The 14,157-nt window shown below is 49.3% G+C and carries 10 protein-coding genes; 5 read left to right on the top strand and 5 right to left on the bottom strand.

Features of this window, described 5'->3' with window-relative positions; genetic code table 11:
- Window positions 1–232 precede the first annotated feature (232 nt).
- Window positions 233–382, bottom strand: coding sequence for a hypothetical protein (locus AC5JR3_RS01440; RefSeq protein ID WP_495842307.1), 150 nt, complete (start codon window positions 380–382; stop codon window positions 233–235).
- 428 nt (window positions 383–810) lie between these two features.
- Here AC5JR3_RS01440 and glgA point away from each other — a divergent pair, with 428 nt between their 5' ends.
- The gene (gene glgA / locus AC5JR3_RS01435) at window positions 811–2,241 is read left to right on the top strand and encodes a glycogen synthase GlgA (RefSeq protein WP_495842305.1); all 1,431 of its coding nucleotides are present in this window, start codon (window positions 811–813) and stop codon (window positions 2,239–2,241) included.
- Between the two features lie 173 nt (window positions 2,242–2,414).
- Entirely contained in the window at window positions 2,415–3,281 is an 867-nt protein-coding gene (locus tag AC5JR3_RS01430; protein WP_495842303.1) for a Uma2 family endonuclease, read from the top strand.
- A gap of 17 nt (window positions 3,282–3,298) precedes the next feature.
- Here the strand turns inward: AC5JR3_RS01430 and AC5JR3_RS01425 are convergent, their stop codons facing one another.
- The 3 genes from AC5JR3_RS01425 to AC5JR3_RS01415 all read right to left on the bottom strand — a co-directional run bounded on the left by AC5JR3_RS01425 (window position 3,299) and on the right by AC5JR3_RS01415 (window position 7,348).
- Window positions 3,299–4,729, bottom strand: a complete 1,431-nt coding sequence (locus tag AC5JR3_RS01425; RefSeq protein WP_495842301.1) for an ABC transporter substrate-binding protein — start codon at window positions 4,727–4,729, stop codon at window positions 3,299–3,301.
- 180 nt (window positions 4,730–4,909) lie between these two features.
- Window positions 4,910–5,836, bottom strand: coding sequence for a peptidoglycan DD-metalloendopeptidase family protein (locus AC5JR3_RS01420; protein ID WP_495842299.1), 927 nt, complete (start codon window positions 5,834–5,836; stop codon window positions 4,910–4,912).
- 162 nt (window positions 5,837–5,998) lie between these two features.
- Entirely contained in the window at window positions 5,999–7,348 is a 1,350-nt protein-coding gene (locus AC5JR3_RS01415; protein ID WP_495842297.1) for a homoserine dehydrogenase, read from the bottom strand.
- Window positions 7,349–7,776: 428 nt separating this feature from the next.
- Between AC5JR3_RS01415 and AC5JR3_RS01410 the strand changes: the two genes are divergently transcribed.
- From AC5JR3_RS01410 to AC5JR3_RS01400, 3 genes are all read left to right on the top strand, one after another.
- Window positions 7,777–9,216, top strand: a complete 1,440-nt coding sequence (locus AC5JR3_RS01410; protein WP_495842295.1) for a protein kinase domain-containing protein — start codon at window positions 7,777–7,779, stop codon at window positions 9,214–9,216.
- A gap of 118 nt (window positions 9,217–9,334) precedes the next feature.
- Window positions 9,335–10,597 carry a methionine adenosyltransferase gene (gene metK, locus AC5JR3_RS01405; protein ID WP_495842293.1) on the top strand — a complete coding sequence of 421 codons (1,263 nt, stop codon included), beginning with the start codon at window positions 9,335–9,337 and terminating at the stop codon, window positions 10,595–10,597.
- Between the two features lie 5 nt (window positions 10,598–10,602).
- Window positions 10,603–10,983, top strand: coding sequence for a YkvA family protein (locus AC5JR3_RS01400; RefSeq protein ID WP_495842292.1), 381 nt, complete (start codon window positions 10,603–10,605; stop codon window positions 10,981–10,983).
- Here AC5JR3_RS01400 and pruA read toward each other — a convergent pair whose 3' ends face one another.
- On the bottom strand, window positions 10,984–13,983 hold the full coding sequence (gene pruA, locus AC5JR3_RS01395; protein ID WP_495842290.1) for an L-glutamate gamma-semialdehyde dehydrogenase: 3,000 nt from the start codon (window positions 13,981–13,983) through the stop codon (window positions 10,984–10,986).
- Window positions 13,984–14,157 lie beyond the last annotated feature (174 nt).

Here is a 14,157-nt window from a genome sequence, read left to right as displayed (position 1 = left end):
CAAATCATCAAAAACAAAAGGATGGAGAAGTAGATCATCTCAGTTGCACCATTAGGGGGAACTAGAACTAAAAAATGGCTTCCCCCATAAATCGACGGTGCACACACATCTCTTGCCAGGATGCACGAGGATCGAAACTTCAGGTGCAAGAAGTGAATCACCTTACACCGCTTCTCCATCCTTTTGGAATATCGCTTCTTTTTAAATAATTTTCCGAAACAATTCGCCAAAACTATCGATTTTTGCGGCGTTTTCCACGTTTTGAAAGGTATTTTTCCAGATCCTCTTGTAATTGTTCCTCAGGCGTTTCCCTTTCGGAATTTAGTGTGCCATTTGTAAGAAGCAAAAAGATAGTTGAAAAAGCAAGAAGTGGCAAAATCATAAAATTTCTCCTTTGATAAATAATTGATTTCAGCGTAATTTAGAAAACCTTATCTACTGCCTCTTCCACAACTTCATTCACCACATCGGGATAGTTTTGTCAATTGCTCATAAATTTTTCTCTGATCTGAGTATTAATGGAGGACGGTTTGGAGCTGTATTCCCGGTGCGTTATTGATATTAGATTGCTAAAGTTAGAGATTTCGTTTTTTGTCTAAGTATCATTGAATACTTTTGAATCTAATGCCCCCACCTAAGGTGAGTACTGTCTCGCTCTAATGTTGAATGTAGATTGAGAGCCAGACGGAGCGCTAAAACCTCTGCTTTTGTTGCCTGTACTGAGTGGCTAATTTCACTTCGGGCGCGTACAGTGAGGCATTCCTTTAGGTACTATTACTAAGTGATATCTAAACGGACACAAAAATTAATATGCGAATTCTCTTTGTTGCGGCAGAAGTAGCTCCCCTTGCCAAAGTGGGTGGTATGGGTGATGTTGTGGGGTCGTTACCCAAAGTTTTGAGAAAGATGGGGCATGACGTGCGGATTTTCATGCCCTACTACGGTTTCTTGTCAGACAAGATGGAAATCCCCTACGAACCGATTTGGTGGGGAGATGCCATGTTTCAGCATTTCGCTGTCTATGAGACAGTTTTACCGGGAACTGATGTGCCGTTGTACCTGTTTGGGCACCTCTCTTTCTCCGGTCGTTCTGTTTATGGTGGCCCCGATGAAGATTGGCGATTTACCTTGTTTGCTAATGGTGCCGCCGAGTTTTCCTGGAACTACTGGAAGCCGGATATTATTCATTGCCATGACTGGCATAGCGGGATGATTCCGGTGTGGATGCACCAATCGTCCGACATTAGTACAGTATTTACTATTCACAACCTTGCTTATCAAGGCCCGTGGCGCTGGAAACTGGAACAGATGACTTGGTGCCCCTGGTATATGCAGGGACACAATACGCTGGCGGCGGCTGTGCAGTTTGCTGACCGGGTGAATACGGTTTCTCCTACCTATGCCCAGCAAATCCAAACGGTGGAATACGGTGAAACTTTAGAGGGTTTGCTGTCTTTTATTAGTGAAAAGACGGTAGGGATTGTTAATGGTATTGATACAGAAATCTACAATCCAGAGACTGATAAATATATCCAGCAAAACTTCACTGCCGATACCCTGGCAAAACGCCGTGCTAACAAAATTGCTCTACAAGAAGAATTAGGATTACAAGTCAATTCCAATACCTTCCTCTTGGCGATGGTATCGCGATTGGTGGATCAAAAAGGCGTTGACTTGCTGCTTCAAGTTCTCGATCGCTTCTTGGCCTATACCGATAGTCAGTTTATTTTGTTGGGAACAGGCGATCGCTACTACGAAACCCAACTGTGGCAGATGGCATCCCGTTATCCGGGTCGGATGTCAGCTCAATTGCTCTACAACGATGCTCTTTCTAGACGCTTTTATGCAGGTAGTGATGCCTTCCTTATGCCTTCACGGTTTGAACCCTGTGGCATCAGTCAAATGCTTGCCATGCGCTACGGCAGTGTTCCCATCGTGCGGCGAACTGGCGGTTTAGTCGATACCGTCATCCACAATGATCCGGTTAACAATGCTGGTACTGGCTACTGCTTCGACCGCTACGAAGCGTTAGATTTTTACACCTGTATGGTGCGGGCTTCCGAGGCTTTTCGCTTTAAAGATGAATGGCAGAAGCTACAGCAACGCGGTATGAGAACGGACTTTAGCTGGGAGACATCGGCTAAAGAGTATGAAAAGATGTACAAAAATATCCTTGGTATGCCTGAAGATGAACCAGTCAAAGACGTACAACAGCAACCAGTAGCTAGAGTTACAGGTTAAGTCATTGGTTAGGAGGGTGGGACACAGTGCCTACCCTCATATAGTTAGTCAAATAATGAGTGAGCGATATTTGGAATGGCATTGAGGCTGGCAGTACAAGCGCTCTGTTTCAATTACAGTACGCAGGCACAAAAGATATGCTGGGAAATGTGCGATCGCGGAGGACTTAGGATATGTCAGTTGATGCCACTCCAGAAACAATTTACCAGACAGCCGATACTCCCGACTGGGTGCCGCCTCCGCCACCTAGTGATCTAATCTTCGATGACGGAGAACCCTTGGAAAGCAATCGCCATCGCATCGCCATGAACCTCTTGATCCGCTCGTTGCAGCAAGCCTGGGCAGAGCGAGACGACTATTTTGCAGGAGGCAACATGTTTGTCTACTACAGTCGTACCCAGGCACGAAATCGGGATTTCAAAGGGCCAGATTTTTTTGTTGCGTTAAACGTGGATGGAACGCGCCCTCGCCAAGGTTGGGTGGTGTGGGATGAAGATGGACGCTATCCGGATGCGATTGTTGAACTCATGTCACCTTCAACTGCCAGTACAGATACGGGAGTAAAAAAGGAGATTTACGAAGGGGTTTTTAGAACGCGAGACTATTTTGTCTTCGACCCCTTCAACCCCGATTCGTTGCAAGGATGGCGGTTGGATGCTAATTTCCGCTATCAACCATTAGTCCCCAACGAGCAAGGATCGTTGTGGTGCGAAACGTTAGGATTTTGGCTGGGAATTTGGGAAGGAACGATAGACCGAGAAACCGCACTCTGGTTGAGATTTTTTGACCCAGAGGGCAATTTAGTTTTATTACCAGAGGAAGCGGAACGCCAACGGGCCGAAGCAGAACGCCAACGCGCCGAAGCCCAACAGCAACGCGCCGAGACGGAACGCCAACGGGCAGAAGCGGAACGCCAACGCGCCGAAGCCCAACAGCAACGGGCCGAGACGGAACGCCAACGGGCCGAAGCCCAACAGCAACGGGCAGAACGGTTAGCAGCGCGGTTGAGGGAGTTAGGAGAAAATCCCGATAACTTATGACTACAACTGGAGCAATTTCAATTTGACGATTCTGGAACGAAATCGTAACCAGTACCGGAGCGAGAGGGATTAGCGGGACTAATTTTCACGATTTGCACAGGCGCATTCACCTCACCTGAAGACAAAAACCGCAGAGTTCTAGCACTTCCGTTGGCAGAAAAGTCTGAAGCAGAAAGCGCCTGTTGTATTCCAGAGCGGGTAGGATTGCGCTTCAAGGCGGCAGCGATCGCCTGTACCGCATCATAGGACATCGCTGTCACCCCGTTCACGTCAGCGCCCCAAAGCTGTCTAGACTGAAGCGGAAATTTAGCTTGCGGATTACCCTCAATATGCCAAGGAACAGCCATTACCATCCCAACACCTGCCTCCCCACCAACTTCTAGAGTCTTGCTGGTGTACAAGTTTGCTAAATCTCCCAGAACAACTAAGCGTTTATTATTAACTTGAACAACCTGCAATGCTTTATCTACAGCCGCGTTGTTAGTCGCGAGCATTAGCACTTCTGCTCCTCGTTCTATTGCTTGTTTAACGCTTTGAGCCGCGCTAAAACTAGGGTTAGACAAGTCAAACTCGGCAACAACGTCCCCTCCTCCTAAGGAAACAGCCGTAGCGAATTCTGACTTAAGTTCCTGACTATAAGTCACTTCAGGAAGGAAGAAAACTGCTACTTTTTGGCGTTTTAGCTTCCTTAGCATGTAATCAGCTAACGCTCTACCACCCGTGTAGTTATTAATAGTTGTCCGAAAAACATAAGGACTAAACTTAGAAAGTTTAACAGTAGTACTGACTGGTGCAATATATACAAGTTTTTCCGCATCATAGACGGATGCTGCTGCCAAGCTGACATCACTAGTCCAATGACCTGTAACCGCTAAAACTTGATTATTTTCACCTAATCTAGAGGCAATTTTTTTTGCAATTTCTACATTATCGCTATCATCGACAAGCAACAGCTTGAGTGGCACTCCATTAATTCCGCCAGATTGATTGACTTCATCTTGTGCCTGGGCAAATCCCCGTAACATTTCTAGGGCATTGTTCGGATTAGACCCATTAATTGGTACTACGGCGGCAATTGTGTAAGATTTTTGTTTACCAACACGAGCATTATTAAGATAAATTAAAGTTTCTGGATCGTTGCGGTTGCCTTTTCGGGCGGCTTCTAAGGAAGCGATCGCTTGCTCGTAATTTCCCTGCGCCAAGGCTGCCACGCCTGATTGCTTATTAGCTGAAGCTGCTCCCGGAATCAGAATTTTTTCCCCTGTACTGAAGCGCTCGGAGATTTCTTGGTCTTTCTCCTGGGAGCTATCACCATCTTGATTGCTAATAAATGAATCCCACCCACTCACCTCTGAATACTTTGCTAGCCACCCTAACCCAGCCCCAATCAAAAGAATGGTAATAATCAGAGAAATCAACAGGGGAATCAACTCATTTTTCTGAGACATAAAGGCTTATGCTCTATAAGTGCGTGTGAGCATTATAGGCGATCGCTTATAGTCCAGTGAGCAGTCGATTTTTTTTGCGAGATTAGCTTAATACATACTTCAATCCAAATAGCGATCGCTGAGTAGTATCGGTGCCAATTTGAAAGGCGCGATCGCACATTAAGTAACTAAGCAACTGAATCACCTTTGAGCAGTTGGTCTTGCTTTGATGTGTAGTACTGGATCTTGGGCAACCCACCCTTGGGGCGAGTTGTAGCGGACTTCAAAATGTAGATGGGGTTGGTCTATGCTGGGGTTTCCTGTGGAACCGACAGTCCCTAAAACCGTGCCTTGCTGAACCTGCTGACCGAGGGTAACACTCACACGGTTCAGATGAGCGTAGCGGGTTTGGCGTCCGCCAGCATGGTTAATCACCACCAAATTGCCATAATCCCCTTGTTGATCTGCAAAAGCCACCGTCCCAACAGCAACTGAAAGTACAGAGGTTCCCGGATCTGCCAGTAAATCAATACCGCCATGGAAGCTTGCTTGCTCCGTTTCCGGATTGCCGTTCCAGCCATAACCTAGTCCCACTGCTACCTCAGTCGGTAACGGATAACCCGGAAATCCGGTGTAAGTATCCACCATCTGACCCCCTCCTGAGGAAGGTTTAGCGCTAGGAATAAAAACTAACTTCGGCTGGCGTTGACAACCATTGATCTCAAATAAAACATCCGCTCCCACACCATAGGCGGCTGCAACGTCCTGCCAGCTTGCACCTGAAGGAGTTTCCACACGGGTGCCATTGAAGGGAGGAATGAGAATTTCCTTGCCAACGGGCAGTTTGCCTCCTCGTAAGCCAGGATTGACGCTAACCAAGGTAGCGGGGACAAGATTGTAGCGACTGGCAACACTCTCCAGGGTTTCTCCCGCCGCTACGCGATGGCGTGTCAGTCGCGAGAGGACAGGTGGTAGGCAGATAGCTTCAGTTGTCGCTGGTGCCCCGAAGATATATCGAGTCTCGGTGTTAGTTTCTTGAGGGTTGGGAGTTTGAGACAGGGTAAGGGGAGTGCCGATGGGGACGATTAGCCAGAAAAGGCTAAGAGCTAAAGACTTTTTAATACCCATAATTTGCCTCCCTTTGTATGACTACACACATGGCTTTCTCTTGATTACTTGCAGTGTTTTTCACACTTTTTGGACTACAGATTGTGCTGAGAGACTGGGCACAGTGCCTGACCCCTACTGATGAATGAATGTAGTGTATTCCTCTAAAAATCGCTGTATTTTTTACAATACGCGTAAGATGCTCGGAATACTGTCTACTGCCTCAAGCGCCCGAATCTCATCCAAAGCCTGCTTAAAGTTCCCTTCCCGAACATCATGGGTGACAACGACAATTTCGGCTAAACCGCCTTGGAAACCAGTCTGAACCACAGATTCTAGGCTGACGTTATGTTTGCCAAAGCAGGTACCTAAACTGCCAATAACGCCAGGACGGTCTTTGGTGAGGAAGCGAGCGTAAAATCGGCTGACCAGCTCAGCTATCGGTGCGACAGTACAGTAGTGCTGATGGGAGCAACTGAGCAAAGGATGCATCTTTTGGCTATCACTACTGGTTTTGAGCACGCCAATAATATTCAAAATATCTGAGACGACAGCGCTAGCCGTGGGGCCACTTCCCGCACCGGGGCCAAAAAACATTACCTGTCCAATGGGTTCGCCTTCTACCAAGATGGCGTTGTAGACACCGCTAATGCTAGCAAGAGGATGAGTGAGGGGAACAAGGGTGGGATGGACTCTCACCGAAATTGGCGATGGGGAAGAGTGTGCTGAGTCCTGAGGAGTGTCAGGGGTTTGTTGTTGCCCTGCGGCTTCATTTCCTAGCCGTTTGGCGATCGCCAACAACTTAATGACAAACCCCAGTTTTTCCGCATAGGCAATCTCAGCGGCACTCACCTGACGAATGCCTTCGCAATGCACCTCTTGCAAGTTAATGCGTCCGCCAAAGGCAAGGGAGGCAAGAATCGCAATTTTATCTGCGGCGTCCAACCCATCTACATCGGCGGTGGGATCAGCTTCTGCGTAACCGAGCTTTTGCGCGTCTGCGAGGATGTCTGCAAACTCACCGCCCTCAGTTTGCATCCGGGTAAGGATGTAGTTGGTGGTGCCATTGACAATGCCCGTAACGGCACTAATTTTGTTAACTCCTAGGGACTGCTTCAAGGGCTGAATGACAGGGATACCGCCGCCTACCGCCGCCTCTAGCATCACGTAAACTCCGGCTTCATTTGCCGCCGTAAAAATCTCATCCCCAAAGCGGGCGATTACTGCCTTATTTGCTGTGACAATGTGCTTACCGTGGGCGATCGCTTTAAGAATTAGCGATCGCGCTGGCTCCAATCCCCCCATTACCTCCACCACAACATCAATAGCGGGGTCAGTAACAATTGCCTCTAAGTCTGTTGTAATCAGCTCTGAGGGGAGGGTAACAGCTCTGGGTTTATCTAGCGATCGCACACCTACCCGATGAATTTCTATTTCCTTCAGCAGCGGGTGACGCCCCTGGGGGTCAAGCAAAATCTCCGCCGTTCCCGTACCAACCGTTCCCAATCCTAATAAACCGATTTTAAAAGCCACAGTTGTTGTCCTGAATCCTAAACGTTCCGAGTTGCAACCCGTAAATCTTCCCTTATAGACTACCCCTCGTCGGGTGATGGGGAAATGGGAAGATGAGGAGATGGGGGGCAGGGGAGCGGGGGAGCGGGGGAGCAGGGGTGCAGGGATGCAGGGGTGCAGGGGTGCAGGGGTGCAGGGGTGCAGGGGAGAACCTCTTACCCTTCATCTTTCATACTTCATCTTTCATACTTTATCCTTCATACTTCATACTTCACCCTAGCCTCCGGCAACGGCTTCGCCGAACATACTTTCTTCCCACTCAGGACTCAGAACTCAGGACTCAGGACTTCATCTTCACCCTTTCTCCGCCTTTAGTAACAAATTATCAGCGACTGATTTAGGCAAGATTTAAGATATATTTAATCCTTCCTCCCGCATCCTCCAAAGGTATGATTTACTGCCTCAACACTCGTTGTCGCGAGCCTCAAAATCCTAGTAACAACATCTTCTGCCAAGCTTGCGGTACTCCACTGCTGCTAAAAAATCGCTATCGAGTAATCAAACCCCTTGGCAGTGGTGGATTTGGCAGAACCTACCTAGCCGAGGATACGGACTGCTTAAACGCCCTTTGCGTGGTCAAACAATTTTCGCCCTCCCCAGACATTCAGTCGGCTCCCGTCACCTTACAAACAGCCATAAGATTGTTTAACCAAGAGGCACTCAGACTGTTTGAGCTAGGAGAGCATCCCCAAATTCCCCGTTTACTCGCTCATTTTGAACAAAACAAGCAATTGTATCTGGTTCAAGAATGGATCGATGGGCAGAATTTACGGCAAGAATTGGCGATGGCAGGAGCTTTCAGCGAAAAAAAGATTCGCTCGGATTTGGATAACCTGCTGCCAGTTTTGCAGTTTATCCACGACCGAGGTGTAATTCACCGGGACATCAAACCCGACAACATCATGCGCCGTCGCGGTGATGGCAAATTAATGTTGATTGATTTTGGTGTTTCTAAGCAATCAACTGTAACCGCTATGAGTACAGCGGGGACGATGGTTGGCACCGCAGGCTATACCCCAATGGAGCAAATGCTGGGGAAGGCTTACCCCGCCAGCGATTTGTATAGCTTGGGAGTGACGTGCATTTGTCTGTTGACGAATCGTTTTCCTAAGCAAGATGGCTCTGATGGCATTTACGATCCGATGTCAGGTCGCTGGTTCTGGCAAGAACACTTACCTGTGGGGATAACCGTCAATCCAACTCTGGCAGGCGTATTAGACAAACTTGTAGAGCATTTTCCCAAAGACCGCTATCAATCGGCTGCCGAGGTGATGGAGGTTCTCAAGTCTGCTCCGACCGAAGAGGTTGTCTCCGTAGCGCCAGACTTGAATGCTGCTCTTACTGATGCTCATTTAAGTTCCGCCGTAAAAGTAGGTTACCGCCCACTCCAGGCGCTGCTCGCTGCCAAGCAATGGCAAGAGGCTGATAGGGAAACTCGCCTAATTTTATTGCAAGTATGCGATCGCGTCGAAGAAAACTGGCTCAGAGTCGAAGACTTTAGAACCTTTCCTTGTGAAGTGCTCAATACCGTTGAAAATATGTGGACGCATTACAGCAACGGACGTTTTGGTTATGTCCCTAAAAAGCGCATCTGGGATAGTCTTGGGGGAGGCTCAAAAATTGATTATGCTACCTGGTGTCGTTTTGGCGAACAGGTCGGCTGGCGTGTCAACGGCAAGTGGCTCACCTACTGCGAGCTTACCTTTGACGCCGATACAGCTCCCCCTGGTCATCTCCCGGCGGGAGGCGTAGGGGATGTGAGCATGGGCAAGTGGGATCTAATCTGTGCCTCGCTGGCGGCAAGGCTAGAACAATGTGACATGCGCTAGCAATACTTGAAAGGAAGTAAATTTAGCTTCTGGGCAAATCTTGTTATGATTGCAATTTATAACTGTTTACACTAGCCAAACCCTTAATTGTTAAACCCCATAAAAGGAGAATTTGTCATTGGCTCGTCGCTACTTATTTACCTCTGAATCAGTCACAGAAGGTCATCCTGACAAGATTTGTGACCAAATTTCCGACACAATCTTAGATACTCTGCTGACGCAAGACCCCTATAGTCGTGTCGCCGCTGAAGTCGTTGTCAACACTGGATTGGTGCTGATTACGGGCGAAATTTCTACTCAGGCTCAAGTCAATTATATTAACTTGGCTCGCCAGAAAATTGCTGAAATTGGCTATACAGATGGCAACAATGGCTTCTGTGCTAATAGTTGCTCCATTTTAGTTGCCTTAGATGAGCAATCTCCCGATATCGCCCAAGGCGTCACCGTTGCTAAAGAAAGCCGGGAGCACATGAGTGAGGATGAGCTAGACGCGATTGGTGCTGGCGACCAAGGCTTGATGTTTGGTTTTGCCTGCAACGAAACCCCGGAACTGATGCCCATGCCGATTAGTTTGGCGCATCGCATTTCTCGCCATTTGGCAGGTGTCCGCAAATCTGGACAGTTGCCCTATCTGCGTCCTGATGGCAAAACTCAAGTCACCGTCACCTACGAAGACGGACGCCCGGTAGGAATTGACACTATTTTGGTTTCCACTCAGCACACCGCTACCATTGGCAACATTACTGACGAAGCCGCCGTACAGGAAAAAATCCGAGAAGACCTCTGGGAAGCCGTGGTCATGCCAGCATTTGCTGACATTGAGCTTAAACCTACTAAAGAAACTCGTTTTCTGGTTAATCCTACAGGTAAGTTTGTCATTGGCGGGCCTCAGGGAGATTCCGGTCTGACAGGACGCAAAATCATCGTCGATACCTACGGGGGTTACTCCCGCCACGGTGGTGGTGCCTTTTCTGGTAAAGACCCCACTAAAGTAGACCGTTCTGCTGCTTATGCTTGCCGCTATGTAGCAAAAAATATTGTTGCTGCTGGTTTAGCCGAAAAGTGTGAGGTGCAACTGAGTTATGCCATTGGAGTGGCACGACCTGTCAGTATCTTTGTGGAGACATTTGGCACGGCGACCGTTGAGGAAGAGCGCTTACTGGAACTGGTGAAGCAGCATTTCGAGCTACGCCCAGCCGGAATTATTCAGACGTTTAACTTGCGCTCTTTGCCAGCAGAGCGGGGCGGTCGTTTCTATCAAGATATTGCTGCCTATGGTCACTTTGGGCGTTCCCAGTTAAATCTGCCTTGGGAAAAAACCGATAAGGCAGAATTGCTGCGGGAAGCGGTTAGACAGCCTGTTTCCGCCTCAATGGGATAGTTAGTATGCAGGGAATCAAAAGGCAGCTACGGCAACTAAAAAAGGAAACCCTAGCTGTCTACCTTGCCTGCAAAGACGCTAGGGTTCCCTGGTATGCGAAGATTTTAGCGGCGGCTGTGGTCGCCTATGCCTTTAGCCCCATTGACTTGATTCCAGATTTTATTCCTGTAATCGGTTATTTAGACGATCTGCTGATTGTGCCATTGGGGATTTGGCTGGTAGTGAAGCTGATTCCCCCAGCAGTGATGACAGAATGCCGGGAGAAAGCGGCAACAATGAGCGGGAAAAAATCGCGTAACTGGGTGGCAGCGGGTATCGTGATCGTAATCTGGCTGCTATTAGGTGGTTACGCGATCGCCTTAATCTCAAGAAATTGGAATCGTTAGTTACTCAGCTCCTTCAATCGGGGCAAAACCTTGCCGCTGGATGTTTTCAGTGATGGCACGGGGTTCGAGAAATTGCAGCAGGTAATCGGGCCCACCTGCTTTGGAACCGACACCGGACATCTTGAAGCCGCCAAAGGGTTGCCGGGAAACGATCGCCCCGGTGGTAGTGCGGTTGATATAGAGGTTGCCGACTTCAAACTCAGCCGTCGCTTGGTCGATGTGGGATGGGGTGCGGGAGTACAAGCCGCCTGTGAGGGCGTACTTGGTGCCGTTAGCCACATTCAGGGCTTCCTGGAAATCCTTCACCCGCATGACGGCGACAACGGGCCCGAAGATTTCCTCTTGGGCAATCTTGGCATCGGGGGAGACATCCCGGAAAATCACCGGCCCGATGAAGTAACCGTCATCGCTGGCAGGCATTTCCAACGCGACATTGGCTTCTTGACGCCCTATCTCGATGTAGTCACGGATGCGATTGCGGGCTGTAGCATCGATCACTGGCCCGACTTGTGTGCTGGGCAATTCCGCTGCACCGATATTTAGCGATCGCGTTGCTTCTACCATCCGCTCAATAAAGCTGTCATAAACAGTTTCGAGGACGATGACGCGGGAACAAGCAGAACACTTTTGTCCGCTGTAGCCAAAGGCAGATTGCACCACTCCCGCTACAGCTTGGTCGAGGTCAGCACTTTCATCGACAATAATGGCATTCTTCCCACCCATCTCTGCAATGACGCGCTTCAGGTGCTGTTGTCCCGGCTGGACAATTGCCGCATCTGCATAAATCCGACAACCGACCTCCATTGAACCCGTAAAGGCAATCAGATGAACGTCAGGATGCTTGACTATATGGGCACCGACGGTTGAACCCTTAGCGGGAATGAATTGGAAAACGCCTTTGGGGATTCCTGCTTCTACTAAGATTTCCCCAATTTTCGCCGCAATTACAGAAGACGTTTCTGCGGGTTTGAGGAGGGTACAGTTGCCTGTAACTAAAGCCGCCACCGTCATTCCCGTAGCGATCGCGATCGGGAAATTCCACGGAGAAATAACGACGGCAATCCCTCGTGGTTGATAGACGTAACGGTTATTTTCCCCCGGAATATCGTAGTTATAACCCCGGTCGAGACGTTCCATCTCGTCAGCGTAGTAGCGGAAAAAATCAATCGCTTCTGAAACTTCCGCATCCGCTTCCCGCAACGCTTTCCCCACTTCCAAAGACACCCAAGCAGACAGTTGGGCCCGTCGCTGTTCCATAATATCGCCAGCTTTGCGGAGGATTTCGGCACGTTGCCGTGCAGGAGTCCGTCGCCAAGCGGGGAAGGCAGCTTTTGCCGCTTTTAGGGCATCTTCCGCTTGCTCAATCGAAAGCAGTCCGATGGTGCCAATAATTTCATCAGGATTGGAGGGATTGACGGAGTTAACCGTTGCCTCTGTTTCCACATACTCGCCGTTAATCAGGGGTGGGTAAGTTTTACCCAACTGTTGCCGCACTTTGGCGTAGGCGTCTTGAGCGTCCTGTCGGGCTTTGATCTGGGCGTAGTCTGTATCGGCGGCATTGGGGAATTGGTAATCCATGCTGGATAACTCTTCCCCACTCCCCGGCTCCCCTGTTTCCTGGCTTTCCTTAACCACAGGAGGCGCAATTAACTCTTCTACAGGTCGGTCTTCCTGGCTTTGTCGGATGAAGGAGCTATTGGCGGTATTTTCCAGCAAGCGGCGAATCAGGTACGCCATTCCGGGGAGAAGTTCGCCATAGGGGGCATACACCCGCACCCGATGACCCTGTTTTACTAACGCTTTAGCAAGTTGGTCGCCCATACCGTAGAGGACTTGCATCTCAAAGCGGCGACGGGGGATATTGAGGCTGTCGGCTAGAGCGATCGCTCTAGCTTGCGATCGCACATTATGACTACCAATGGCGGAGTAAATGTACTGATGATTCTCCAACATGATCTGAGTCATCTGCTCAAAGTTGGCATCAGTCGCCGCTTTGTCGTTATAAACAGGTTGCGACCAATCTTTTTGGGCGGCTTTAATGGTTTCTTGATCCCAGTACGCCCCTTTTACTAAGCGCACAGTAAGGGGATAGCCCCGCTCTTTTGCCCAAGCGATAACGCCCTGCAAATCCTGCTCGCTATCTCGCAGATAGGCTTGCAAGGTGAGTCCAATATCCGTGCGGGAGCGGAATTCCTCTTCCATCAATAGTTGCTTGAGGATGGAGAGTGTCATGTCCTTGTAGACATACTGCTCCATATCAAAGTGAACCGCCGCGCCTAATTCTTTGGCACGACGCAGTAAGATGCGGATGCGATCGCACACCCGTTCTTGACTCCCCTCCTCATCCAGGGGGTCAAACTGCGAGTAAAACGCCGTCAGCTTCACCGATACCTGCACGCGCGGCAGTTCCTCACCATCGGCAACGTCAATTTCTGGCACAGGTGACCATTGCTTGGCTTCCTGTGTGAGCTGTTCCATCAATTGCAGGTAGCCTTCTAAATAGGACTGCGCCTCAGCTTCTGTAATTACCGCTTCCCCTAGCAAGTCTAGGGTAAACGCCATCTTTTCCTTCCGCAGTCGCTCAACCGTCTTCAGCACCTGCTTGATGTTTTCCCCAGCAATATATTTGTGCGCTAGGGTTTCCACGGCGGTAGATACAGTCGTTGCGGCAACTTGTCCCGGCATGGAGTCAGCACTGGCGAAGTTGAGCATCCCTTTGAGGGCGGAGGGGAGTTCTACAGATTCATCCCCCATATATTCCTGCAAGTGACGGGCAATCTCCGGTTTACTCCGCAATGCAGGCAGACAGTCGATAAAGCGAAATAGCTGCACCCTTAAACCCGGGTTACTCATCGCCCAAGCCAGTAACTTATCATCCCAGCGCATTTGGTCGCGCATCTGGGCAAATAAGGAGCGTTTCTCGCGGGTGGCTTCCAGGAGTTGCTTGGCAATTTCCTGGGTCTTGGCTTCGTAGCTACGGTCAGATACTTGTACAACCACAGCAGGCAAACTCCTTTTCTGGACGAAGGCGATCGTTGTCAAGCCTTCTGATAACTCTATTTTATGAGTGAAATTAACATAGCTTCTATTAATGAGTTTGACGCCTCTGCTACTGACAAATTGCCGCTTTAGCCCCCGCAGGCGTTAGTCTTAGCGCTATTTGTAGGGTGGGTT

The sequence above is a fragment of the Kastovskya adunca genome (assembly GCF_059505785.1).
The sequence above is the reverse complement of the archived record's forward strand: the minus strand, read 5'-3'. Positions and strand labels throughout refer to the sequence as shown.

Coding starts and splice junctions, on each gene's coding strand:
- AC5JR3_RS01440 (WP_495842307.1), bottom strand. CDS start 382: ATGATTTTGCCACTTCTTGCTTTTTCAACTATCTTTTTGCTTCTTACA.
- glgA (WP_495842305.1), top strand. CDS start 811: ATGCGAATTCTCTTTGTTGCGGCAGAAGTAGCTCCCCTTGCCAAAGTG.
- AC5JR3_RS01430 (WP_495842303.1), top strand. CDS start 2,415: ATGTCAGTTGATGCCACTCCAGAAACAATTTACCAGACAGCCGATACT.
- AC5JR3_RS01425 (WP_495842301.1), bottom strand. CDS start 4,729: ATGTCTCAGAAAAATGAGTTGATTCCCCTGTTGATTTCTCTGATTATT.
- AC5JR3_RS01420 (WP_495842299.1), bottom strand. CDS start 5,836: ATGGGTATTAAAAAGTCTTTAGCTCTTAGCCTTTTCTGGCTAATCGTC.
- AC5JR3_RS01410 (WP_495842295.1), top strand. CDS start 7,777: ATGATTTACTGCCTCAACACTCGTTGTCGCGAGCCTCAAAATCCTAGT.
- AC5JR3_RS01400 (WP_495842292.1), top strand. CDS start 10,603: ATGCAGGGAATCAAAAGGCAGCTACGGCAACTAAAAAAGGAAACCCTA.